Origin of the sequence: Arthrobacter sp. Soil761 (genome assembly GCF_001428325.1) — a bacterium.
Taxonomy (GTDB): domain Bacteria; phylum Actinomycetota; class Actinomycetes; order Actinomycetales; family Micrococcaceae; genus Arthrobacter.
On sequence record NZ_LMSF01000012.1, the window covers coordinates 496,574 to 519,921 of the forward strand.

Genomic DNA, 23,348 nt, shown 5'->3' on the forward strand with positions numbered 1-23,348 from the left:
GGCTGGCCGGGCTGTTGCTGCGGGAGCCGCCGTCCCGCCCATTTCGGTGCAGTCACGGCTTCTGCTCACTGAGGAGGCGGAGATAGGCTGCGCCAAACACGGCGCCGATCAGGATGAGGACGGACGCTACGGCGGTGCCGTAGCCGATGTCACCGAATTTGAAGGCTTCCTGGTAGGCCAGGACAGGCAGCGTGGTGCTGCCGTTGGCCGGTCCGCCCGCAGTCATGACCCAAATCAGGGTGAAGACAGCCAGGGTCTGCAGGGTAACCAGCATCAGGTTGGTGGCGATGCTGCCGCGGATCACCGGCAGCGTGATGAACGCCAGCCGCTGCCAGGCACCGGCCCCGTCCATGTGCGCGGCCTCGGTCAGCTCTGCCGGGACGCCGTTGAGCGCTGCCCGGTACACCAGCATGGAAAAGGCGGTCCCGCGCCACACGTTTGCCAGGATCACGGCGGCCATGGGCACGGTGTAGAGCCAGTCGGTTTCCCCCGCACCGAAGCGGCCCAGCAATTGGTTAAGCGTGCCGTCGCGGCTGAAGAAGGCATAGGCGGCGAACGCGGCCACGATTTCCGGCAGGACCCAGGCGGCAACGACGGCGGTGCCAACAGTTGCCGAGACGATCGGACGTGCGCGGCGCATGAGGACGGCGAGGGCCAGTCCCAGCACATTCTGGCCCAGGACTGCCGAGCCTGCGACAAACAGGACCGTCAGCGCCAGCGAGAGCGGGAAGACGGGGTCCTCCAGCAGCCGCTGGTAGTTCTCCAGCCCCACCCATTGGGGGTTCCTTGCGTTGCGGCCGGTCAGTCCGGCGTTGGTGAGCGAGGCGTGGAAGGCCCACAGTACCGGGCCGGCCAGGAAGACGAGCAGCAGCAGGACGGCAGGCAGGACGGGCAGGTAGCGGAGCAGCTGCCGTGTCCGGTGGTGGGCCGCCAACGCTACTTCCGGACGGTCTTGTCGCCGCCCACGATGCCGGCCACGGCTGTGTCATAGTCGGCCGCTGCCTGTTCAGGGCTCCTGCTGCCGGTGATCACGGCCTCGGTGGCTTCCTGGACGGCAGCGGAAATCCGCGGATAGTCGGAGGTGGCAGGCCGGAATTTGGTGACGGCCACCAGGCCGGACACGTCCTTCACGAACGGGTTGGCGGACTGGTAGGCGGGGTCGGCGGCCACGTCGGTCCGGACGGCGATCTGTGAGCTGGCCACCGTGAAGGCCAGCGAGTTCTTGGCATTGAGTGCCGTGGTGAGGAAGTTGAAGGCAAGGTCGGGCTGCTTGGTTTCCGCCCCGACGGCAAGGGTCCACCCGCCGGACATGCTGACCGCGCCGGGGGCGCCGCCGTTCTGCGTCGGGAACGGGGCCACGCCCATGTCCTGTTCGTAGCCCGGCCACGCGTAGCTTCCACCGGCCTGCCAGAACGACGGCGCGTAGGAGCCTTCCACGGTTGCCCCGAGCTTTGCTTTCGGGAACCATTCACCGAACACCTTCTTCCAGATGTTCGGGTCCAGCGCCTCGGCCGGGGCCACTGCGAGGTTCTCGCCGTAAAGGGTCTTGAGGAAGGTCAGCGAGTCCTTGAAGCCGGCAGACCCAACGACCCACTTTTTCGAATCCGTGTCATAGAGGCTTGCCCCGGTTCCATAGAGGAGCTCATAGAAGCCCTGCATCACGGTCCCTTCACCTGTGCCCTTGCCGGCATACATGTTGAAGGGGATGACGTCCGGGTTGGATGCCTTGATCTTCCTTGCGGTGTCCAGGATGTCCTGCCAGCTGGACGGGCGCCACGGCAACCCAATGCCGGCGGCCGCAAAGACCTTTTTGTTGTACCAGATGGCCCTGGTGTCGGTGCCCAGCGGCACCGCGTACGTGCCGCCGTCGTCCGCTTTCCCGGCCTCCTTGGCGCCGTCGCTGAACTTGTCCCAGTCACCCCATCCGGCCAGCCGGCTGTCCAGCTTCAGGAGGTACCCGGCGTCCACGTCGGAGCGGACCTTGAAGGTGTCTTCGTAGAAGACGTCCGGAGCAGTGGCAGGCGAGCGAAGGGCCAGGGCCAGCTTTGTGCCGTAGTCGTCGTCGTTCGCCTGGATGGGCTGCAGTTCGATGGTGACGCCCTGGTGTGCGGCTTCGAACTCTTTTTTCGCATCCTGGAACATGGTGTCCAGGGTCTTGAACGAATCCGTTTTCTGGTAGGCCACCTTGATGGTCTTGTTTCCCTCGGCTGGGTTTCCGGGAGTGCAGGCCGCAAGGGCAAGGACCACGGCGGCCAGCAGGGAGACGGTTTTCGATGTCCGGCGAAGCATGCTGTTCCTCAGCTTTCCAGCAGGAGCCGTTGGGCCCGGGGCGCGAGGGTATGTTCCAGGACCAGCGAGGCGGCGCCGATGGCTCCCACGTCCTCCCCGACGCCCGTGCCAACAACCTCGATGGGGTGGATCAGCCTGACGTCGCTGTTGGCATCCAGGAGTGGCGGAATCAGCTCCAGGTAGCGCTCCGCCAGTCCGCTCCAGAAGGGGCCGCCGAAAACGACGCGTTCCACGTCGAGGGTGTTGGTGACAACGGAGACCGCCCGGGCCACCAGGACGGCGGATTTGTCCAGGATGGCAGCGGCGCGTTCGTCCCCGCCGTCGGCGAGTGCGCACAGCCGGGCGAAGCTTTGCTGGACTTCGGCGCCGCTGTTACCCGCGCGGGATCCGTCCAGGATGCCCGCTGCTTCCGCCTCCGCCACCAGGACCTGCGGGATGCAGGAGGATTTCACGCAGCCGCGCAGGCCGCAGTCGCAGGGTTGGCCGTCGGGATCGACGATGATGTGTCCTATCTCCCCGGCGTTGCCGGACGTGCCGCGGACCACTTCGTCGTTCAGGACGATGCCGCAGCCGATGCCTGTGCCCATATACATGAAGACGAAGCTGCCGGCGCCGCTGGGCCCGCCTGCCCATGTCTCCGCCACGGCGGCGCTGGTGACGTCCTTGTCAACGAGTACCGAGTAACCGGTGGCCCCGGCCAGCGCTTCGCGCAGCTCCACCCTGTCCCAGCCGGGCAGCAGTGGTGGATCCACGACCGTGCCGTTGTCCAGGTCGATGGGGCCGGGCGCAGCCACGCCCAGGCCGGCGATGCGGCTGCGGTCCACGCCGGAATCGGCGACGAGCTGGTCGATTTCCGCAGCGATGGTGCTGATCACGGCGGAGGGATCGTTTCCGCCAGGGGTTTTGATCCGCGAGTGCCGGACAACAGATCCCACCAGGTCCAGCACCACGAACGTGGTGACTGCGGGGTCCAGGTGGACACCAAGGGCGTACATGCCGCCGGGATTGAGGCGGAGGATGGTGCGCGGCTTGCCCGGGCCGGTACCCTCCTTGCCGGCCTCGACAATCAGGTTCTGGTCCAGCAGGCGGCGCGAGATGTTCGAAATGGTCTGCGGGGACAGGCCCACGATCTGGGCCAGTTCAACGCGGCTCAGGCCACCGGACGTCCTGCGGATTGCGTCAAGGATGACGGTGAGGTTGAAATCCCCCATCCTGGGCAAGTTGGTTCCGCGTCTCGGAGAGGATTGGCGGATCTCAGACACTGTGTCCCCTAAACGTCTTCGGCTACCTCGTGATGGTGATGCTTTGAATCGTACGTTAAGGGTGGTCCCCCGCCCATATGCGCGGGCGGCGGCGCGGCGCGGCACCCGCGGTTCCCGGCGGTGGACCCCCGGTGGCCGGGCGCGTTCCAGTCAGAGGGGGCGGCGGCTGCTTCGGGTGACGGTGAACTTGGGGTTCCGCCCCTCCACCACGGTGGGCCCCACGTACCGTTCCAACGCCGGCAGGTAGGCGAGGTGCCGGTTGAAGACCGTCCACAGCTCGCCGCCGGGAGCCAGCACCCGCCCGGCTGCCTGGATCATCTTGAGGCCGGCACCGGCGTGGACGCCCGCACCGACGTGGAAGGGCGGGTTGAGCAGCACGGTGTCCACGGCGGCGTCCGGGAAGGTGCTCAGCGCATCGTCCTGCAGAACGCTGATGCGGTCTGCCAGGCCGTTTGCGCGGGCGGTGGCAAGGGCGGACTGCACTGCGGCCGCGGACTGGTCGGTGGCTGTCACGGCGGCTCCCGGGAACTGCCGCGCGTACATCGCGGCAAGGATTCCGGTACCGCAGCCGAGGTCGACGGCGTGCCGTGCCGGTTTCATCCGGGGCAGGAACGCCAGGAGGAAACGCGTGCCGATGTCCAGCCTGGGGCCGGCAAAGACTGCGCCGTGGGCTGCCACGTCCAGGTCCAGGCCGGCAAGGTGCTCCAACACCGGGAAGCGGGGCGCCGCGGTGGAGGGTTTGGGGCCCGCGGCAAGGAGGACCCGGGACTTTTGCCGGGCGAGCTGCGGCTGCACCGAAACGAAGTACCGTTCAAGGACGGCGTTCATGCCCAGCGACATGTGCTTCACCCGGCCTCCTGCCAGCAGCTGGACGTCCGGTGCGGCATGCAGGGCCACGGCGGCAGCGATTTCTTCCAGTTCCGCGAGGGTTTTGGGGAGCTGCAGCAGGATGGTGTCTGCTCCCGCCAGCAGCTGGTGCCCCAGGGGCAGCTGGACAAACTCCGCCCCGGGCCCGTCCCCCAGTTCGGCCGCGTTGAGCCGCAGTGCCCTTTCCCCTGTGATCAGGTCCTGGTGCACGCGCAGCGCCGCCGGGGCAAGCACTGCCGAGGCGCCGAGCGTCAGGGCCCCGTAGCGGTCATTGATCACCGCCACGGTACCGCCGGCCCGCCCCAGCTGCACTGCGGTCTCCAGCAGCAGCCGGTCCGTGGCATCCCAGGCCTGCAGGTTGGGGGCTTCGACATCGGGCCGCCGGCGCAGGACGTTGAAAATGTCCGCCAGGGTGTTTGCTGCCACCGGTGTCCTGCCGCCTTCTGTTGCCTTCGTTCGCCCCGCGTCCCGGGGCATCACCCCCACGTTACCGTTTTCGCCGCCGTCGCCATTCCAGGCAGCTTCAGGATCCCGGTCACTGCCGCGCGGCCCGCACGGTTGGCGCCAATGGTGGACGACGACGGCCCGTAACCTACCAGGTGGACGCGCGGCTCGGCCGCCACCCGGGTTCCGTCCATGGCGATTCCGCCGCCGGGCCCGCGCAGGTGAAGCGGGGCGAGGTGTTCCAGTTCCGCCCTGAAGCCGGTGGCCCACAGGATGACGTCGGCCTTGCGGAGGCTTCCGTCGGCGCGGCGGACGCCGTCCGGTTCGATGGACGTGAACATCGGCTCCCGGTCGAGGGCGCCCCTTCCCCTGGCCGCGCGGAGGGCTGGTGTCCAGATGAGGCCCGTCACGGACACGACGCTTTGCGGCGGAAGTCCCTGCCGGACACGGTCCTCCACGAGCGCCACGGCCTCGTGGCCCGCTGTGGCATCGAACGGCGCGTCGCGCCACACCGGTTCCCTTCGGGTGAACCAGCTGGTGGTGGTGACGCGGGAAATTTCTTCCAGCAGCCCGACGGCGGAAATGCGGCCACCCACCACCACCACATGTTTGCCGCGGAACTCCTCCGCGGAGACGTAGTCGGCGACGTGCAGTTGCCTGCCGCGGAACGAGGACTGGCCCGGGTAAATGGGCCAGAACGGGCGGGTCCACGTACCGGTGGCGTTGATGATGGCCCTGGCCGTCCAGTCCCCGCGTGTGGTTTCGACCCGCAAGCGCCCGGCCGGGTCATCATCTTCGCGCCTGACGGCCCGTACCTTGACGGGCCGGAGAACGGACAGACCCAGCTCAGCCTCGTAGCTTCCGAAGTACCGGGTCAGGAATTCCGAGCTCGGTTCCGCCGGATCCACCTCCGGTTTGGCGATGCCCGGCAGATCGCTGATTCCGTTGACCGTGGCCATGCGCAGGCTCCTCCAGCGGTGCCGCCATGCACCGCCCGGCCCTTCCTCGGCGTCCAGCACGGCATAATCAATTCCCCGGCGCTGCAGGTGGTAGGCAGCCGAGAGGCCGGCTTGGCCCGCCCCGATTACCACCACGTCGGTTGGGTCAGGACTCACCTGCCCATGATAGTCGCGGAAGCCAACACGGCCTTAGGGTAGGCGCATGGAAACTGGAGCAGCCGAACGGACAGGAAACGGAAGCACCGGGCACGCTGCCCGGCTGGAAAAGGCCCTGGGGGTGGTGCTGGGGACCGGGCAGATCCCGTTGCGCCTGCGCGCGTGGGACGGCTCGGAAGCGGGACCCGTGGACGCACCCGTCCTGGAGTTCAGGTCCCGAAAGGCTCTGCGCCGCATTCTGTGGTCGCCGGGACAGCTGGGACTGAGCCGCGCCTACGTGGCAGGTGAAATCGACACCCCGGGGGACATCTTCGCGGCGTTCACGGCATTGAGCTCGGCCGGCAAGTTCGCCGAGCCCGGGCCGTTCCGCCCGCTGACCGCAGGCGAGCTCTGGCTGCTGTTGCGCACCGCGGTCCGGCTCGGCGCCATCGGGCCCAACCCTGCCCCGCCACCGGAGGAGGCGCGCATTGCCAAAAAGGGCAGGATGCATTCCCGCCGCCGGGATTCGGCCGCCATCTCGCATCATTACGACGTCGGCAACGACTTCTACGCCCTGGTGCTGGGACCGTCGATGGTCTATTCCTGCGCGGTATGGGCCGCCGGCGGCGCCGAAGCCCCCGGGAGTGGCCCTGACTCGGGGCTGGACGCCGCTCAGGAGGCCAAGCTGGACCTGGTCTGCCGCAAGCTGGGGCTTCAACCGGGGATGCGGGTGCTGGATGTGGGCTGCGGCTGGGGCAGCTTCGCCCTCCACGCTGCCGCCAGGTACGGCGTCAGCGTAGTGGGCGTGACGCTCTCCAGGGAACAGGCCGCCCTGGCCCGCAAGCGTGCAGCGGACGCCGGCCTGACGGACAAAGTGGACATCCGGGTCCAGGATTACCGGGATGTCAGCGACGGGCCATTCGACGCCATCAGTTCCATCGGCATGTCCGAACACGTCGGGCGCGCCCAGACCCCCGCCTACGCCTCGGCCCTCTACGGGTTGCTCCGGCCCGGCGGGCGGCTGCTGAACCACGCCATCTCCTGGAACGCCGGCCCCACCAGCCCGGACCCGGACTCATTCATTCCCCGGTACGTGTTCCCCGACGGGGAGATGATCAGCCTCGGCGAAATGGTGGCCGCCCTGGAAACGGCGCGGTTCGAAGTCCTCGACGTGGAGGCCCTCCGCCGGCACTACGCGCTCACGCTCCGGGCATGGGTAAGCCGGCTTGAGGAAAACTGGGACGAGGCGGTGAAGCTGGCCGGTGCGGGACGCGCCCGGGTGTGGCGGCTCTACATGGCCAGCAGCGCCATTGGCTTCGAAACCGGGCTGACCGGAGTCAACCAGGTGCTGGTGCGCCGCCCGGGTGGAGAGGAACCGCCGCTGCGGCGCACCGCCTGGATGTGAGCCGTTTTACTCCCGCCAACACTCCACGTACAGCGCCCTCCTGCCGGGACGTAACCCGGCAGGAGGGCGGCCTAATCCCGGGGAGGACCCGGGCTTCCTTCAGGCCACCGGCGGAGGTCCGCCTGGCCGGGTGAAAGGCTGGATTTTCTCGATCTGGACCACCTTCGGGTCTGTCTCGTCGGCGGCGTAATCCGTGGGCCGGGTGAGGTCCTCCCCCGTGCGGACCTTCAGGGCCCGCAGCACCAGGGTCAGGACGGCGGCGACAATCAGGTTCAGCGCGAACGCGGACACCGCGATGTAAACGGTGAAGTCCGTCCCGGGGATGGGGGCCAAAGAGCCGCCAAAATGGGCCTTGGTCGCCGGATTGACCACGTTGTATGCGGAGATTGTTCCGAAGATGATGCCCACCGCCCAGCCGACAAGCAGCGCCCAGCGGTCGAACCACCGGGTGTACAGGCCGGCCACCACGGCCGGGAAGGTCTGCAGGATCCAAATGCCGCCCAGCAGCTGCATGTTGATGGCCGCGGACTGGTCCATGGCGATCACGAAGACCAGCGCGCCCACCTTCACCACCAGCGAGACGATCTTGGAAACCTTCGCCTCTGTCCTGGCATCGACGTCAGGCCGGATGAAGTCGCGGTAGATGTTTCGGGTGAACATGTTTGCCGCCGCAATGGACATGATCGCCGCGGGGACAAGCGCCCCGATGGCGATGGCAGCCAGGGCCACCCCCGCAAACCAGGCCGGGAAATGGTCAAGGAACAGCTGCGGTACCACCAACTGCGGATTGACCGATCCGTCCAGGTCGATGGGCTTGGTGCCCGCCTTGATGGCCACGAAACCCAGCAGGGCCAGGAAACCAAGCATCAGCGAGTACAGGGGCAGGATGGCGGCGTTGCGGCGGATGGTATTGCGGGCCTTGGATGCCAGCACCGCCGTCACGGAGTGGGGATACATGAAGAGCGCCATGGCCGAACCCAGTGCCAGTGACCAGTAGGCGGAGTAGTTGGCAGCACCCGGAATGAAGACCCCTGCGGGCTTTCCGGTGGCCTGGTTCACCGTGCCCAGTTTGGCCTGTGCCGAACTGAAGATGGTGTCCCAGCCGCCGAACTTGATGGGCAGGTAGATGACGGCCACGATCACCGCAAGGTAGATCAGGAGGTCCTTGACGACGGCAATCATCGCCGGCGCGCGGAGTCCCGATGTGTAGGTGTACGCGGCCAGGACCACGAAGGCCAGGATCAGCGGCAGGTCGGTCAGGAGCACATTGCCTGAGCTGCCCAGGCCAAGGACCGTGAGGACGGCCTTGATGCCTACCAGCTGCAGCGCGATGTAGGGCATGGTGGCCACGATGCCCGTGACGGCGACGGCCAGCGAAAGCCAGCGGCTGCCGTAGCGGCCGCCCACGAAGTCCGCTGAGGTGACGTAGCCATGGCGGTGGGACACCGACCACAAACGGCTCATGATGATGAAGATGATCGGATAGAGGACGATGGTGTAGGGCACGGCAAAGAAGCCGCTGACGGCGCCCGTGGCCCACATCGCTGCGGGCACTGCCACGAAGGTGTAGGCGGTGTAGAGGTCCCCGCCCAGCAGGAACCAAGTGATCCAGGTGCCGAATCCGCGGCCGCCCAGGCCCCACTCGTCCAGGCTGTGCAGTCCTTCCACCTCTCCGCTGCGGCGCCATTTGGCGGCCAGGAAGCCCATGACGGCAACAACGACGAACAGCAGCACAACAATGATCAAGGCAATCCAGTTGATCTCGCGCCCGTTCATGGCCGGTCCCCTCCCAACCCGGCATCAGCGGAGGCTGTGCCTGCCCGTGGCGGGCCGCCTGGACGTGCCTCAGCCCGCCGTCGTCGGTCTTCCTTGGTTACCAGCCAATAGGCCGTGCCGGTCAGGATGGCCGAAATGGGCACCCAGAGCAGCTGGTACCAGTAAAAGAACGGCAGCCCGGCCAGCCTGGGCGCATCGAAGGAGTAGAGCTGCGGCATGAGGGGGAAGAGGATGGCGGCGGCCAGGATGATGCCGGCACCGATGTATGGAGCGGGCCTCGCAGGCCCCCGGATCGCGGTATCGCGTGTCAGGCGCGATTCCTCTGGAACAGCATCGCCGTTGTAGCCGGAACCATCTGCGTGGGACATCTGTGACCTCCTCGTCAGCCTGTCCCGCGTCCCCGCTCTTGGGTGAAAGCGGCCGGGCGGCGGGACGATGTGCCCTCAACCTCAGTTGTACCCCGCTTTGACCTGCGCGGGAAGGGTTTTTCCACCGGCTGCAGGTCCCCATCCGGAGAGAAAAGGACCAGGCCCCCAACAACGACGAAAAAGGGAACCAGCACAAATGTGATGGTTCCCTTTTCCGAGTATCGGTGGAGCTGAGGGGACTCGAACCCCTGACCCCCTGCATGCCATGCAGGTGCGCTACCAGCTGCGCCACAGCCCCGTACTCTTGTTCCTTCCGGTCGAATTCGCCGGAGCAACCTGACCAGAGTAATGCACTTTTCCGCTGGACGCCAATCGGCGGTCAACGGCCCCGGAACCGCGCTCCTCCGCCGCGCAGTCCTGCAGGCATTCAGCCGTCGTCAGCTGCGCGGGAACGGCTGGAAACGAAAAAGTCCGCCGGAACCAGGATGGTTCCGGCGGACCCGCCGGTGGAGCTGAGGGGACTCGAACCCCTGACCCCCTGCATGCCATGCAGGTGCGCTACCAGCTGCGCCACAGCCCCGGATTGTTGCTGCTCCAAGGAGCTCTCTCCGGGGTCTCCCCCGAAGCAACTCAAATATCTTAGAACAGCAATTCCGAAAATTCCAAATCGGGAATATTCACTCTCCGCACACGTTCACGGCGCGGGCGCGGCCTACTCGCTGTCGGCTATTGCGCCGGCTTTGGCGGATGCGTCGTCCCCGAGCTGCAGGTCCACCACGGGGCAATCCTTCCAGAGCCGCTCCAGTGCGTAGAACACCCGGTCCTCCTCATGCTGGACGTGGATGACGACGTCGGCGTAGTCCAGCAGGACCCACCGGCCGCCGGAACGGCCCTCGCGGCGCACCGGCCGCAGGTCCTGTTTGGCAAGTTCTTCCTCGATGCCGTCAACGATGGCGTTGACCTGGCGTTCGCTGGGTGCCGAGGCGATGAGGAAGACGTCGGCCAGGGCCAGGCGTTCACTCACGTCCATGGCGACGATGTCCTGCGCAATCTTGTCGGCGGCGGCCTTGGCGGCCGTACGGGCTATTGCAATGGACGATTCTGTTGCAGTCACGGGACTCCTTGTTTGGTGAAAAGTTGATGCCGGTGCGGTCAGCGGGACATGCCGCTGACGATCAGGATGATGCCGGCAATGAGGGCCAGGATCCCGAGCGCGAGGATGCAGAACTGAAGGATGCGGTTCCGCCGCGCCCTTGTCAGGCCGGCCGTTGCGGCGTCCAGGGGGTCAAGGCCATGGGCGGCGCGGGCAGGGACGCGGGGAAGATCCTCGAAGAGATCCTCTGAGGGGTTCTCCGTCTGGTTGTCCGGGAGCGATACCCGTTTGGGACGGCTGGCGGCTTTGGCCGCTGCCTCGGCACGGGCTATGACCTGGGACCTGCCGCTGGCGGATTCGGGCGCTGGCGCCTTGGGGCGGTTGGCAGGTTTGCGTTTTCCCGGAACTTTGGTGCCGGGCCTGGTGGTGACCGGGACATGCGAGGTTGCCGGCGGCTTCATCACCGGACGTTCGACGCCGGGCACCTGGACGAACTCGAGCGGCGTCACCATCGCCAGGTTGTTGGCGGTGGACGGGCCGGGCTTGTCTTTGGCGGCGGCTTCCCTGGCCGGGGCGGGAGGATTCCCCGCCTGTTCGGCGAGCTTCTGCCGGGCCATTGCCCTGCGGTTCAGGACCGCGGCCCGCTCCGCCAGGGCGATCTGTTCGGCCAGGATCTCCGGATCGACGGCCTCCGGATCCACAGACGCGATGTGCTCCATTTTGGCGATCTGGTTCCTGGCCTGCGCGGCGATCAGCGCCCGCGCTTCCAGTGCCTGTTCCACCGTCATCCCCTCCGGGGCGCCTCCTGGAGCCGGTGCAGGACGTTCAGCGGCGGCTGCGGGCCCTGGTTTCGCCGGGGCACCAGTTTTTACCGGCGCGCCGGTGTTCGCTGCAGGGGCCGGGGCAGCAGTGTCCGCTCCTGACGACGCGGTGGGGGCGGGCGCAGCGGCTGGTGGCACAATCGGATTGGCGGCCGTCAGTGCCTGCTCTTTGAGTTGCTGCAACCGCAGCTGGCGCCGGGTGGGCGGTCCCCCGGCAGCAAGCTGGCCTTCCTTTTCCTCAAGTTCCTTGATGGTGCGAAGCGCGGCCCGGTCGCGGGCGCGGATCTGGGACGAACGCTGGGTGGGCGTCTGGTCTTCAGGCGTCCGGTCGGCAGGCGTGTCGGCGGGGGCCGGCGGAGTTGTTACTGCGGAGCGGGAGCGGGCCGTCGCATCCTGTCCCGCCGGTGCGGGTGCGCCGTCGGCCGGCCGGTTCGCGGCAGGCGGGCGCTGCCCGGTGGCGGGCGGGGTGGCCTGTTGGGCGTCCCTGGCCTTCCGGAGTTCCCGGCGGCTGCGGATTGGGGGCTGTTCCTGACTCATTGAGAACTCATTCAGTACTGGCTGGTTCGCGTGCTTCGGAAGTTATTTCATCCGCGCTTGCAGGCGGCGGGTCCGAATACAGGCCGTACTTGGCGATGTATTGGACCACCCCGTCGGGGACCAGGTACCAGACCGGGTTGTTCGCTGCCACACGGGCCCGGCAGTCCGTTGACGAAATGGCCATGGCCGGAACTTCCAGGAGGCTGACGTCGTCGCGGCCCATCCCGTCCAGGACGTGCCCGGGACGTGTCACGCCCACGAAGTGGGCCAGCGACCACAGCTCGTCAATGTCCTTCCAGGACAAAATCTGCGCCAGGGCGTCCGCGCCGGTGATGAAGAAAAGGTCGGCATCGGGGCGCTGGGCCCGGAGGTCGCGGAGGGTGTCGATGGTGTAGGTGGGACCCGGACGGTCAACGTCGACACGGCTGACGGTGAAGCGCGGATTGGATGCCGTGGCGATGACGGTCATCAGGTAGCGGTGTTCGGGCTCGCTGACCTGTTTATGGGACTTTTGCCATGGCTGCCCGGTGGGGACGAAGACCACCTCGTCGAGGTCGAACTCCGCCGCGACTTCGCTGGCCGCGACAAGGTGGCCGTGGTGGATGGGATCGAATGTCCCGCCCATCACGCCAAGCCGCAGCCGCCCCCGGGCACCATTGCGGTGCAGGTTGTGGGAAATCTTAGTGGCCCTGCCCGCGATCGTGCTTATTGGGGTGCTGGCGGTGCGGATCGGCGTGCTCGTCCGTGGCGGCGTGGCGGTTGCCCAGGTTGGTGTAGGACCAGGCAATGAACATCAGGACCACCAGGATGCCGAACATGGAAACGCCAAAGACCCACGGTTCGGCCCACAGCGGCGCAAGCTCCTCATGGCCTGATTCACCTGCGGCGGCGACGGACGTGGCAATCTGCTGGAGCAGCATTTTCTCCCCTATGTTCAAGGATTTACGGGCAGCGGAACCTTCCGCTGCTTTCCGGGTTCTGGTCTATGTTACCGCGTTGCTATGCGCGGACCTGGCCTTCGCCCTGGACGATCCACTTGGTGGTGGTGAGCTCGGTCAGGCCCATGGGCCCGCGGGCGTGCAGCTTCTGGGTGGAAATGCCCACCTCGGCACCGAGGCCAAGTTCCCCGCCGTCGGTAAACCGCGTGGAAGCGTTCACGATCACCGCCGCCGAATCCACCTCGGCGATGAACCGTTCAGCGTTGGCAAGGCTGTTGGTGAGGATCGCTTCGGTGTGCCCGGTGGACCAGGTGCGGATATGTTGCACGGCCTCATCGAGGCTGTCCACCATGGCCACGGCCAGGTCAAGGTCCATGTACTCGGTTCCCCAGTCCACATCCGTGGCCGGCTGGGTCTCGATCCCGGGCAGCGCGGCGCTGATGCGCCCGTCCACGTGCAGGCGGACACCGGCGCCACGCAGGGCGGCGGCCACGGCGGGCAGGACGGTTGAGCGCGAATGCACCAGCAGGGTCTCGACCGTATTGCAGACACTGGGCCGCTGGGTCTTGGCGTTGAGCAGGATCTCCACGGCCATGTTTTCGTCGGCGGACTCGTCGAGGAAGATGTGGACGTTCCCCTCCCCCGTTTCGATGACGGGCACGGCGGAGTTGGTCACCACGGTCTGGATCAGGTCGCGGCCGCCGCGGGGAATCAGCACGTCCACCCTGCCGCGGGCCTTCATCAGGACGTTGGCACCGGCGCGGCCGTACTGGTCCACGGTCTGCACGGCGTCGGCCGGAAGGCCCACAGATTCGAGGGCTTCGCGCAGCACCCGGACCAGGACCTGGTTGGTGGCCTCGGCAGCGCTGCCGCCGCGCAGGATGACGGCGTTGCCGCTCTTGAGGGCCAGCCCCGCGATGTCCACGGTGACGTTGGGCCGTGCCTCGTAGATGGCCGCCACGACGCCCATGGGCACGTTGACCTGGCGGAGGCGGAGCCCGTTGGGAAGGGTCTGGCCGCGCACCACATTGCCCACGGGATCCGGGAGGTTGGCCAGGTTCTCGAGGGCGGCCACCAGCCCTGCCACGCGGGCCTCGGTGAGGGTGAGCCGGTCCAGGAGCGCGGCGGAGGTGCCGTTGGCCTTGCCTTTTTCCACATCCATGGCGTTGGCGGTGAGGATGGCCGGCACGTTCTCCTGCAGGGCGGCTCCGACAGCCCGGAGGGCGCGGTCCTTCCAGGCACGGTTGGCAGTGGCCATCCGGCGGGCAGCGTGGCGGGACCGGTCCGCGAGGGCGTGGACAGCCGCTTCAACCTCCGCAGCGGATAGAGGCGCAGCAGCTGATCCCTGTTCTGCCACGGCACCCGGCTGCGCCTGCGCAGCAGTGGTTCCGGAATTTTCAGCAGTGTGGATCAGGGCTTCAGTCATGCTCCAAGTTTAGGCGAGCCCTGGGCTCAGACCAGCACCAGGTCATCAACATGAACAACTTCGCGGTCATAGCCGCTGCCCAGTGCCTCGCCCAGCTCCCGGGTGGAACGCCCCAGCATGCGGGGCAGCTCCTCCGACGAGTAGTTCACCAGGCCGCGGGCCACAACGATGCCGTCGGTTCCTGCCAGCTCCACGGCGTCGCCCGCTTCAAAGTCGCCCTGCACCGCGGAAATCCCTGCCGGCAGCAGGGAGGTGCGGTGGTGCCGCACGGCACGCACCGCCCCCTCGTCCAGGACCAGGCGGCCCTGCACCGAGGCAACGTGCGCCAGCCACAGGAGCCGGACGGGCTTGCGGGAACCGTTGACGGAAAACCACGTGCCCACGTCCTCGCCATTCAGGGCTGCGGCGGCGTTGGACGTGGAGGTCACCAGGGCGTGAATGCCCGAACCTGCCGCCATGCTGGCAGCTTCCACCTTTGTCATCATCCCGCCGGTTCCCACACCGGCCTTGCCCGCTTTGCCGATGGAAACGCCCTCGAGGTCGTGCGCGCCCGTGACCAGGGGGATGCGCTTGGCACCCTGGGCGGGCGGCCCGTCATAGAGGGAGTCGACGTCGGACAGCAGCACCAGTGCGTCGGCGCGCACCAGGTGCGCCACCAGGGCGGCGAGCCGGTCGTTGTCGCCGAAGCGAATTTCGTGGGTGGCCACGGTGTCGTTCTCGTTGACCACGGGGACCACACCGAGGTTCAGCAGCCGGTCCATGGCGCGGAGGGCGTTGGTGTGCTGGCTGCGGCGCATCAGGTCCTCGGCCGTGAGCAGGACCTGGCTGACGGTGACGCCGTGCGCGCCGAAGGCCTGGGTGTACCGGGCCATCAGCAGCCCCTGGCCCACGCTGGCGGCGGCCTGCTGGGTGGCGAGGTCGCGGGGGCGCTTGGCCAGTCCCAGCGGGGCCAGTCCGGCCGCGATGGCGCCGGAGGAGACCAGGATGATCTCGGCGCCCGCGTTGCGCTTGGCCGCGAGTGCGTCCGCCAGGGCGGTCAGGGATTCCTCCGAGATGCCGCCCTTGATGCTGGTCAGAGACGAGGAGCCCACCTTCACGACGATCCGGCGGGCGCCTGCCAGTGCGCTCCTGTCCGCCGTCCGCCCGGCGGGTTCCGCGGTCATGCCCCTAGAGGTCATCGTCCGCTTCCAGTCCGCTCTCCTTCACAGGGTGGGCAGCGCGGCGGCCACTGACGGATTCGGTCCAGATACCGGCTTTCCGTTCCGCCTCGAGCTCGGCCCGGGCGGCGGCCTTGGCGTCACGGCGCTCCTGCTGCTCATCGCGCTTCTGGCTGCGGGTGGGCCGATCCCCAATGTCTGCGAACCGCACATCGGTGCCGCGCGGTGACGCCAGGAGCTCGGCCCCTGCCATCATGGTGGGCTCCCAGTCGAAGACGACACCGTCGTCCCCGCCGATGACCACGGTGTCGCCCGGCTTGGCGCCCTGCTTGAACAGTTCAGTCTCCACGCCGAGCTTGGCGAGCCGGTCCGCAAGGTAGCCGATGGCTTCCTCGTTGGTGAAGTCGGTCTGCTTGACCCAGCGTTCGGGCTTTTCGCCGAGGACGCGGAACAGCGGCTCCAGGTTCTTTTCCTCGCGCCGGATCTTGAAGCCGGCCTCGTTGACGGCGCGGGGACGCAGTACGGCGGGCTGGACCTTGGGCGGTGCCGCAGCGACGGCGTCGCGGGCCGCCTTGACGATCTCCGCCATGGCGAAGCCCAGCTGGCGCAGGCCCTCATGGCTGGTGGCGGACACCTCGAACACGCGGTAGCCGCGGGATTCGAGTTCCGGACGCACGAATTCGGCCATGTCCTTGCCGTCGGGCAGGTCTACCTTGTTCAGGGCCACCAGCCGGGGGCGGTGGTTCAGGGGTACCACTTCGCCGTCCTGGCCTGCGTAGCTCATGTCGACGGCGTACTTCTCCAGCTCGCCCTCGATGATGGCGAGGTCCGACAACGGGTCGCGCTCCGATTCCAGCGTGCCGCAGTCCAGCACGTGCACCAGGGCTGCGCAGCGCTCCACGTGCCGCAGGAAGTGGTGGCCCAGGCCGCGTCCCTCGCTGGCACCTTCGATGAGCCCGGGTACGTCGGCGATGGTGAACCGCACGTCTCCGGCCTGCACGACGCCGAGGTTGGGAACCAGCGTGGTGAACGGGTAGTCAGCGATCTTGGGCCGGGCCGCGGACATCGCCGCGATGAGGCTGGACTTGCCGGCCGACGGGAAACCCACCAGCGCGATGTCGGCGATGGACTTCAGTTCCAGGACGATGTCGCGGGACTCGCCTTCGATGCCCAGCAGCGCAAAGCCGGGGGCGCGGCGCTTTTGCGAGGACAGGGCGGCGTTGCCGAGTCCGCCAATGCCGCCTGCGGCGGCCACGTACTCGGTGCCCTCGCCGACGAGGTCAGCCAGGACGGTGCCGTCCTTGGACTTCACCACGGTGCCGTCCGGGACGGGCAGGATGAGGGTTTCACCGTTTTTGCCGCCGCGCCAGTCACCCATGCCGGGGCCGCCGTTGCTGGCGTGCCGGTGCGGTGCGTGGTGGTAGTCAAGAAGCGTGGTGGTCTGGTGGTCGACGCGGAGGATCACGTCGCCGCCGTTGCCCCCGTTGCCGCCGTCGGGTCCGCCCAGCGGCTTGAACTTCTCGCGGTGGACGGAGACGCACCCATGGCCGCCGGTACCGCCGGATACGTGCAGTACTACCCGGTCTACAAAGCTGGCCACGTGGATCTCCTCAGAAACTGTTTACCTGGCGGCCCAGGGGACGCCACATCGATTGTAATGCGGTTAAAAGAACAGTGGAGCGGACCCTCAGGCCCGCTCCACCGTTTCAGAACTTGTTGTTACTCTGCAGCTGCAGCAGCAACGATGTTGACTACGCGACGACCGCGGCGGGTGCCGAATTCAACGGCGCCCGGGGTCAGGGCGAACAGGGTGTCGTCGCCGCCACGGCCAACGCCGGCGCCCGGGTGGAAGTGGGTGCCACGCTGGCGGACGATGATCTCGCCGGCCGAAACAACCTGGCCGCCGAAGCGCTTGACGCCGAGGTACTGAGCGTTGGAATCGCGACCGTTGCGAGTGGAGCTCGCGCCCTTTTTATGTGCCATCTGAAATGCCTGCCTCTAAATTCTGGGGAATCTGTTGAAATGCCTGAACAGTAACCGGTGGTTACTTGATGCCGGTGATCTTGACCTTGGTCAGTTCCTGGCGGTGACCCTGGCGCTTCTTGTAGCCGGTCTTGTTCTTGAACTTCTGGATGACAATCTTAGGACCACGCAGGTCCTGGAGGATTTCAGCCGTAACAGTTACCTTGGCCAGGTCAGCGGCGGCGGAGGTGACCTTGTCACCATCAACCAGGAGCAGTGCGGGCAGCTCAATGGTGCTGCCGGCTCCACCGGCGACGCGGTTCAGGGTAACGAAGTCTCCAACGGAAACCTTCTCTTGGCGGCCGCCTGCGCGGACAATCGCGTACACCACTTGGGAACTCACTTCTCTCGACGTTTATTACAAAATTTGCGTGCGGAACCGACTTGCTAAAAGCTTGGTTTCTCGCTGTGCCTCAACGCCGTGGGGTCGTAACCCAAGTGTTGGCGTAAGCACCGAAGATCAAGAATACGCTAAATCCATCTTCGGCCGCAAATGAGGCTGGTTCAGGCGGGCCGGCTGTGGTAGTAACCACAGCCCGGCAGGAACCGCCGCAACCGTGCTCCACCATCATAGCCGGGCCCGGCCCGCGGGGGTCAGGAATGCAGCCTCGGCGCGTCGAAGAACTCCACTTCCAGGCGGCAGGACTGCTTGAACGCCGTCACCATCGCCGCCCTCTCATGGTCCGGCGCGGTCCGTCCGGCTGCATCCACGATGGCGATGGCTTTGCGGGTTGCTTCGGCGAAGCCCTCGTCGGCGTACGTCCGGAGCCAGGCCGCGTAGGCATGGCCGTCCGGTTCGCCCGAGGCCAGGAACCGGGCGTGGAGCTTCCCGCCGACTTCGGCGTAGAGCCAGAAGCAGGGAAGCACGGCGGCGGCGAGGACGGCATAGCTGCCCGACGCCGACGCTGCCGTGAGGTGGTCCACGTATGACTTGGTGACGGGGCCCAGGCCCTTCGGGGCCGGGCGGGTGCTGAGCCACGAGCGGTGGAGTTCCGATTCCACCTCAAGGCACTGCTGCGCGGATCCGGCCCAGAAAAGCTGCTCGGCCTCCGAGGGGGCCAGCGCGCTGGCCCGTGCCAGCACCCTGGAGTAGCCGTTCAGGTAGAGGGCATCCTGCGCCAGGTAGTAGGCAAAGTCCTTCTCCGGAAGGTCTCCGGACGCCAGGCCGTGGATGAAGTCCAGTGCGTAGATGTCCGCCAGGTCCTGTTGGGCTTCCGACCACAACCGGGCCGCGAAGCCGCCCTCCTCCAGGACCGGCCGCACGTGGTGGAAGTGGTGTACGGGGCCGTTCCCCTGGCCCACCTCCAATTGGCCGGAGTTCTCAAGTGCGCCGGCCAGCCAGGGCTTGACCGTTCGCAGTGATGCCTCCCAATTGCCCAAACGGGCCTGGACTGTTGCCATGGCAGAGGACAGGGAACAGCCCGTCCCGTGGCTGTTCCGCGTGGAAACCCGCTTCCCCTGCACTTCCACCACGTCCGGCCCCAGGAGGCCCGAAGTGTTGACCAGCGCATCCGGGCAGTCGAGGCCTGAAAGGTGGCCACCCTTGACCAGCACGGTGGCTCCGGTGGCTTCCGCCAGGCGCCTGCCCTGGTCCAGCGCGGTGTCCCAGTCCTTCGCCGGCTCCGTGCCCAGCAGCAGCGCGAGCTCGGGAAGGTTGGGGGTGATGAGGTGGGCAAGGGGCAGCAGTTCCCGGAGCGCGGCTTCGGCGGATTCCTTCAGCAGCCTGTCGCCGCTGGTGGCCACCATGACGGGGTCCAGGACCACGACGGCGGGACGGGCCTTTCCGAGCCACTGGCGGACAGTGCGGATCACCGACTCGTCGCCCAGCATGCCGATCTTGACGGCGTCGATGCTGATGTCGTCACTGACCGCGTCCAGCTGCTGGGCCAGGAAGCCGGCCGGCGGGACGTGGACGGACTGCACGCCCCGGGTGTTTTGCGCCGTGAGTGCCGTGATCGCGGCCATGCCGTATCCGCCATGGGCGGCAATGCTTTTGAGGTCCGCCTGGATCCCGGCCCCGCCGGACGGGTCGGAGCCTGCAATGGAGAGGACGCGCGGGACATCGCGGCCCCCAGGCAGCGCGGGGGCCACGCCGGACGCTGTGGGCAGGGGCATGGAGAGGGTCGAAGACAACAGACATCCCTTCGCCGGTACTAGCCGGACAGGTTCAACGGGTGTGGATCTCAGCCGGCCTTCTGCGCGGCACCCCGTGTCGGGTTCCAGAGTAGCCGCTGGGGCGTACCCGGCGGAAAGGTGACAGCACCCGCGCATGCAGGAAGTCCCCGCCCGTGGACTGTTCCCCCTGGATTCATGGGGGAACAGTCCGCACGACGGGGACTTCCTGGGTGGCGCGTTGGCTGCGCCCTGGCTTAGAGCTCCGAGGCGGGGACGCCGACGCCGAGGATGATCGGTTCCCCTGCCGGCTTGCCGGGCTCCGCCGCAGCGGGCTGTGCTTTGGCGGTGTCCGGGGCCTTGGCTGCGTGCGAGTGCCCCGCGCCTGTCGCCTGGACGTTCTCGTGGTGCTGGACAACGGTTTCATTTGCGGCACCCTGGGCACGGCTGGCAGCGCGGTGGCGCCGCGGCCTGCGTTGCCGGGACTGCTCCAGCGTGTGGTCGGAGTAGTCCTTTTCCGCCGGAGCTTCCACGGCGGCACGCGCCTCCGCTCCCCCGCCGGGCTGCTGTTCGGGCACCGACTGTTTGGGCGCTGACTGTTCGGCCGGCTTCACCGTGTCTGCGGCCTTGGCGGGCGCGTTCTCCACGGGGGAAGCCGGCTGGCCGAGGTGGGCAAAGGCTTCCGCGAGCCGGTCCAGCGTGAGGGCGGGCCTGGGATGCTGGTCCTCAGCGTGCTCCACGAAGGGAAGCGGGACTTCCTCGCCGCCGAAGGTCAGGACAGCTGCGGGGCGTGCCGGGCCATCGGCGTCGTGCTTCTCTTCAATAGGGGCCTGCGCAGGCTCGGCGGACGGTGCCTGCCGGGTGGCTGCCACCTCATCGTCATGCAGGTGGGCCGCATGGGCGGCAGCCGCGATGTTCGCCAGGGCAAGCCGGGTGGCCTCTGCCTTTGCGTGCCGCTCTGCGTCTGTGGGGTCCGGAAGGACGGTGTGGACGTGGACAGCAGGCGCCGGGGCAGCCTCGGGCTGCTGGCCGCCGCGTCCCCGCCGCCGTTTGCGCTCGGGACGGACTCCGGGCTGGCCGCCATCGGCCCGCTGCCCTTCGGGGCGGTGGGCTTCCCCGCGGGCTTCGGGGCGGCTGTCGGCGCGCTGGACGTGGTGCTCGGCCGCCACAATGTTGGCGCGGCGGTGCTCCACGGGATCGTCGTGCGTCACTACGCCCCGGCCGGCGCAGGCCTCACACTGCTCGCCGAAGACTTCCAGCAGGCCCGTCCCCATGCGCTTGCGGGTCATCTGGACCAGGCCCAGCGACGTGACCTCGGCAACCTGGTGCTTGGTCCGGTCGCGGCCCAGGCATTCCACCAGGCGGCGCAGGACCAGGTCGCGGTTGGATTCGAGCACCATGTCGATGAAGTCGATCACGATGATGCCGCCGATGTCGCGCAGCCGCAGCTGGCGCACCACTTCCTCGGCAGCTTCCAGGTTGTTCTTGGTGACGGTTTCCTCGAGGTTGCCGCCGCTGCCGGTGAACTTGCCGGTGTTGACGTCCACCACGGTCATGGCCTCGGTGCGGTCGATGACCAGGGAGCCGCCGGAGGGCAGGAACACCTTCCGCTCAAGGGCCTTGTGGATCTGCTCGTCGATGCGCCAGGCGGAGAAGATGTCCTGGTCCTTGGTCCACTTCTCGAGGCGGCCCACCAGGTCCGGCGCCACGTACGTGACGTAGGCCTCGATGGTGTCCCAGGCCTCCTCACCGGAGACGATCAGTTTGGAGAAGTCCTCGTTGAAGACGTCCCGGACCACCTTGATGGTCAGGTCCGGTTCGCCGTACAGCAGCTCCGGGGCCAGGATCTTGGTGGACTGGGACTGGCTTTCGATGCCTTCCCACTGGGCGCGCAGGCGGTTGATGTCGTGCGTCAGTTCCTCTTCCGAGGCACCTTCCGCGGCGGTCCGGACGATGACGCCGGCGTGCTCGGGCAGGCGGTCCTTGAGGATGCGCTTGAGGCGGTTGCGTTCGACGTCGGGCAGCTTGCGGGAGATGCCGGTCATGGAGCCGCCGGGCACGTAGACCAGGTAGCGGCCGGGAAGGGAGATCTGGCTGGTCAGCCGGGCGCCCTTGTGGCCGACGGGATCCTTGGTCACCTGGACCAGGACGGTGTCGCCGGATTTGAGCGCGTTCTCGATGCGGCGCTGCTTGCCTTCGAGGTTGACGGCTTCCCAGTTGACCTCACCGGCGTACAGCACGGCGTTGCGGCCACGCCCGATGTCCACGAACGCAGCTTCCATTGACGGCAGCACGTTCTGGACCTTGCCCAGGTAGACGTTGCCGATGAGCGAGTCCTGCTGGGTCTTGGATACGAAATGCTCGGCCAGGACACCGTCTTCAAGGACGGCGATCTGGATTCTGTCGTCGCGCTGGCGGACGATCATCTGCCGGTCCACGGATTCGCGGCGGGCCAGGAACTCGGCCTCGGTGATGACGGTGCGGCGGCGGCCGGTGTCGCGGGATTCGCGGCGGCGCTGCTTCTTGGCCTCAAGGCGGGTGGAGCCCTTGACGCTGGTGACCCGGTTGTTGACCGGCGCTTCACTGACCGCGCGCGGGGCACGGACCCTCGTCACCGTGTTGGGCGGGTCGTCGCCTTCCCCGCCGGTCAGCTCCAGGTCCTGGTCACCGCGGCGGCGGCGACGGCGGCGGCGGGACGTCACGCCGTCCTCGGCTTGTGTGGCGCTGTCCTCGTCGGCCTCGTCCTCGGCGTCAGCCTCGGCGCTGCCACCCTCGATGTCCTCGTCCGCCTTGTCGCCGACGCGGCTGCGGCCCCTGCGGCCGCGGCTGCGGCGCCGGCGGCGGCTGGAGGAATCGTCGCCGTCGTCGGTTTCTTCCTCTTCAGGTTCCTCGACGGCGGGTGCTGCGGGACGGACCACGGTGCTGAGGTCCGGGGCCTGGAAGAGCACGGATGTGGGCGATGCAGGCTCCAGGAAGAGGGAACCAAAGGGGCTGGCGGCCGCGGCGGGGGCGGTCTGTTCCTTGACCGCAGCGTGCTCTTCCTTGGCCACAGCGGGGGTTTCCCGGGCAGGCCCGGGGGCTCCGGCAGCCTCGGCGGCCGCGACGGGTTCCTGGGGCTGCTCCTGCGCAGGAGCTGCTTCCTGGGCGGCAGCTTCCTCCCGGGCCGGTTCCTGTGCCGGGGCTTCCGGGATTGCTGGTTCTGCAGCGACGGCGTCCGCTGCCGCGGCTTCCGCCGCGGGCGGGGCAGCCGGGGACGCGGCCTTGCGGGTGGCTACCCGACGGCGGCGAACAGGTTTGGTTTCGGCGTCCGCCGTGGCAGCAGGTGCTGCGGCAGCGTCTTCACCGGCCACGGCCGGTGCCGGGGCATCAACGGACGCAGCATCAACAGGCGCAGTGCCGGCGGCAGCGGTTGCCTCTGCGTCATCAGCGAAGGCGGGCAGGGGTTCGGGGGCGTCCGCTTTCCTGCGGGCGCGGGTGCGGCGGGCCGGGGCCTTGGTCGCCGCGGCGGCTTCCGCCGACGGCGAGTCGCCGCTTACTTCAGGGGCGGCTGCCTCCGGCGCCGTGGCCGCTGCATCCGTCACGGCTTCTTCGGTCTTGGGAGCCGTTTTCCGGCGGGTACGTACAGCCCTCTTGGGTGCAGCAGCAGCCTCGGCAGCCGGTGCATCATCGTTAACGGCCAGTTCCTGATCATTGTCCATATGTGGCAACACTCCTGCCCCTGACGTACCGCCACATCC

19 protein-coding genes, 2 tRNA genes and 1 riboswitch are annotated in these 23,348 nt (G+C 67.6%); of the genes, 1 reads left to right on the plus strand and 20 read right to left on the minus strand.

What is annotated here, in order from left to right:
• Positions 1–52: 52 nt before the first annotated feature.
• The 5 genes from ASG79_RS10420 to ASG79_RS10440 all read right to left on the minus strand — a co-directional run bounded on the left by ASG79_RS10420 (position 53) and on the right by ASG79_RS10440 (position 5,977).
• Positions 53–934, minus strand: a complete 882-nt coding sequence (locus ASG79_RS10420; RefSeq protein WP_018769448.1) for a carbohydrate ABC transporter permease — start codon at positions 932–934, stop codon at positions 53–55.
• Between the two features lie 2 nt (positions 935–936).
• On the minus strand, positions 937–2,289 hold the full coding sequence (locus ASG79_RS10425; protein ID WP_018769449.1) for an extracellular solute-binding protein: 1,353 nt from the start codon (positions 2,287–2,289) through the stop codon (positions 937–939).
• An 8-nt stretch (positions 2,290–2,297) separates the two neighbouring features.
• The gene (locus tag ASG79_RS10430) at positions 2,298–3,500 is read right to left on the minus strand and encodes an ROK family transcriptional regulator (RefSeq protein ID WP_056390641.1); all 1,203 of its coding nucleotides are present in this window, start codon (positions 3,498–3,500) and stop codon (positions 2,298–2,300) included.
• Positions 3,501–3,701: 201 nt separating this feature from the next.
• The gene (locus ASG79_RS10435; RefSeq protein ID WP_056390644.1) at positions 3,702–4,844 is read right to left on the minus strand and encodes a class I SAM-dependent methyltransferase; all 1,143 of its coding nucleotides are present in this window, start codon (positions 4,842–4,844) and stop codon (positions 3,702–3,704) included.
• Positions 4,845–4,894: 50 nt separating this feature from the next.
• The gene (locus ASG79_RS10440; RefSeq protein WP_056390647.1) at positions 4,895–5,977 is read right to left on the minus strand and encodes an FAD-dependent oxidoreductase; all 1,083 of its coding nucleotides are present in this window, start codon (positions 5,975–5,977) and stop codon (positions 4,895–4,897) included.
• Between the two features lie 46 nt (positions 5,978–6,023).
• Between ASG79_RS10440 and ASG79_RS10445 the strand changes: the two genes are divergently transcribed.
• Entirely contained in the window at positions 6,024–7,361 is a 1,338-nt protein-coding gene (locus ASG79_RS10445; RefSeq protein WP_018769453.1) for a class I SAM-dependent methyltransferase, read from the plus strand.
• Between the two features lie 99 nt (positions 7,362–7,460).
• On the opposite strand, the gene mctP is transcribed toward ASG79_RS10445, so the two are convergent.
• The 15 genes from mctP to ASG79_RS10520 all read right to left on the minus strand — a co-directional run bounded on the left by mctP (position 7,461) and on the right by ASG79_RS10520 (position 23,309).
• Positions 7,461–9,137 (minus strand): monocarboxylate uptake permease MctP, encoded by a 1,677-nt coding sequence (gene mctP, locus ASG79_RS10450; protein ID WP_018769454.1) that lies wholly within the window; start codon positions 9,135–9,137, stop codon positions 7,461–7,463.
• Complete coding sequence (locus tag ASG79_RS10455; RefSeq protein ID WP_018769455.1) at positions 9,134–9,505, minus strand: DUF3311 domain-containing protein; 372 nt, start codon at positions 9,503–9,505, stop codon at positions 9,134–9,136. Before ASG79_RS10455 ends, mctP begins: the two co-directional genes overlap by 4 nt.
• Before the next feature lie 225 nt (positions 9,506–9,730).
• Positions 9,731–9,803, minus strand: a tRNA-Ala gene (locus ASG79_RS10460).
• A 209-nt stretch (positions 9,804–10,012) separates the two neighbouring features.
• Positions 10,013–10,085: transfer RNA gene (locus ASG79_RS10465), tRNA-Ala, on the minus strand.
• Positions 10,086–10,217: 132 nt separating this feature from the next.
• Positions 10,218–10,619: a ribosome silencing factor gene (gene rsfS / locus ASG79_RS10470; protein ID WP_018769456.1), complete on the minus strand. Its 402-nt coding sequence runs from the start codon at positions 10,617–10,619 to the stop codon at positions 10,218–10,220.
• A 38-nt stretch (positions 10,620–10,657) separates the two neighbouring features.
• A complete protein-coding gene (locus ASG79_RS10475) occupies positions 10,658–11,956 on the minus strand; it encodes a hypothetical protein (RefSeq protein ID WP_056390650.1) in 1,299 nt (432 codons plus the stop codon).
• Between the two features lie 7 nt (positions 11,957–11,963).
• Complete coding sequence (gene nadD / locus ASG79_RS10480) at positions 11,964–12,635, minus strand: nicotinate-nucleotide adenylyltransferase (protein WP_377204418.1); 672 nt, start codon at positions 12,633–12,635, stop codon at positions 11,964–11,966.
• A 1-nt stretch (position 12,636) separates the two neighbouring features.
• Complete coding sequence (locus tag ASG79_RS10485; protein WP_018769459.1) at positions 12,637–12,876, minus strand: hypothetical protein; 240 nt, start codon at positions 12,874–12,876, stop codon at positions 12,637–12,639.
• Positions 12,877–12,955: 79 nt separating this feature from the next.
• Entirely contained in the window at positions 12,956–14,320 is a 1,365-nt protein-coding gene (locus ASG79_RS10490; RefSeq protein ID WP_056390655.1) for a glutamate-5-semialdehyde dehydrogenase, read from the minus strand.
• Positions 14,321–14,346: 26 nt separating this feature from the next.
• Positions 14,347–15,483, minus strand: coding sequence for a glutamate 5-kinase (proB, locus tag ASG79_RS10495; RefSeq protein ID WP_018769461.1), 1,137 nt, complete (start codon positions 15,481–15,483; stop codon positions 14,347–14,349).
• A 4-nt stretch (positions 15,484–15,487) separates the two neighbouring features.
• Positions 15,488–17,077 carry a GTPase ObgE gene (gene obgE, locus ASG79_RS10500; protein WP_018769462.1) on the minus strand — a complete coding sequence of 530 codons (1,590 nt, stop codon included), beginning with the start codon at positions 17,075–17,077 and terminating at the stop codon, positions 15,488–15,490.
• A gap of 119 nt (positions 17,078–17,196) precedes the next feature.
• Complete coding sequence (rpmA, locus tag ASG79_RS10505) at positions 17,197–17,460, minus strand: 50S ribosomal protein L27 (protein WP_009372867.1); 264 nt, start codon at positions 17,458–17,460, stop codon at positions 17,197–17,199.
• Positions 17,461–17,521: 61 nt separating this feature from the next.
• Positions 17,522–17,830, minus strand: coding sequence for a 50S ribosomal protein L21 (gene rplU, locus ASG79_RS10510; protein WP_003803420.1), 309 nt, complete (start codon positions 17,828–17,830; stop codon positions 17,522–17,524).
• A 263-nt stretch (positions 17,831–18,093) separates the two neighbouring features.
• Positions 18,094–19,614 carry a bifunctional hydroxymethylpyrimidine kinase/phosphomethylpyrimidine kinase gene (gene thiD, locus ASG79_RS10515; protein WP_056390658.1) on the minus strand — a complete coding sequence of 507 codons (1,521 nt, stop codon included), beginning with the start codon at positions 19,612–19,614 and terminating at the stop codon, positions 18,094–18,096.
• A gap of 7 nt (positions 19,615–19,621) precedes the next feature.
• Positions 19,622–19,719: riboswitch (TPP riboswitch) on the minus strand.
• A 149-nt stretch (positions 19,720–19,868) separates the two neighbouring features.
• Entirely contained in the window at positions 19,869–23,309 is a 3,441-nt protein-coding gene (locus tag ASG79_RS10520; protein WP_056390661.1) for a ribonuclease E/G, read from the minus strand.
• Between the last annotated feature and the right edge of the window lie 39 nt (positions 23,310–23,348).

What these genes read in the sequence shown, in the direction of transcription:
- proB (WP_018769461.1), bottom strand. Translation starts at nt 15,483, where the DNA reads ATGACCGCGGAACCCGCCGGGCGGACGGCGGACAGGAGCGCACTGGCA.
- ASG79_RS10445 (WP_018769453.1), top strand. Translation starts at nt 6,024, where the DNA reads ATGGAAACTGGAGCAGCCGAACGGACAGGAAACGGAAGCACCGGGCAC.
- thiD (WP_056390658.1), bottom strand. Translation starts at nt 19,614, where the DNA reads ATGCCCCTGCCCACAGCGTCCGGCGTGGCCCCCGCGCTGCCTGGGGGC.
- ASG79_RS10430 (WP_056390641.1), bottom strand. Translation starts at nt 3,500, where the DNA reads ATGGGGGATTTCAACCTCACCGTCATCCTTGACGCAATCCGCAGGACG.
- ASG79_RS10485 (WP_018769459.1), bottom strand. Translation starts at nt 12,876, where the DNA reads ATGCTGCTCCAGCAGATTGCCACGTCCGTCGCCGCCGCAGGTGAATCA.
- ASG79_RS10490 (WP_056390655.1), bottom strand. Translation starts at nt 14,320, where the DNA reads ATGACTGAAGCCCTGATCCACACTGCTGAAAATTCCGGAACCACTGCT.
- rpmA (WP_009372867.1), bottom strand. Translation starts at nt 17,460, where the DNA reads ATGGCACATAAAAAGGGCGCGAGCTCCACTCGCAACGGTCGCGATTCC.
- mctP (WP_018769454.1), bottom strand. Translation starts at nt 9,137, where the DNA reads ATGAACGGGCGCGAGATCAACTGGATTGCCTTGATCATTGTTGTGCTG.
- ASG79_RS10455 (WP_018769455.1), bottom strand. Translation starts at nt 9,505, where the DNA reads ATGTCCCACGCAGATGGTTCCGGCTACAACGGCGATGCTGTTCCAGAG.
- ASG79_RS10475 (WP_056390650.1), bottom strand. Translation starts at nt 11,956, where the DNA reads ATGAGTCAGGAACAGCCCCCAATCCGCAGCCGCCGGGAACTCCGGAAG.
- ASG79_RS10425 (WP_018769449.1), bottom strand. Translation starts at nt 2,289, where the DNA reads ATGCTTCGCCGGACATCGAAAACCGTCTCCCTGCTGGCCGCCGTGGTC.
- ASG79_RS10520 (WP_056390661.1), bottom strand. Translation starts at nt 23,309, where the DNA reads ATGGACAATGATCAGGAACTGGCCGTTAACGATGATGCACCGGCTGCC.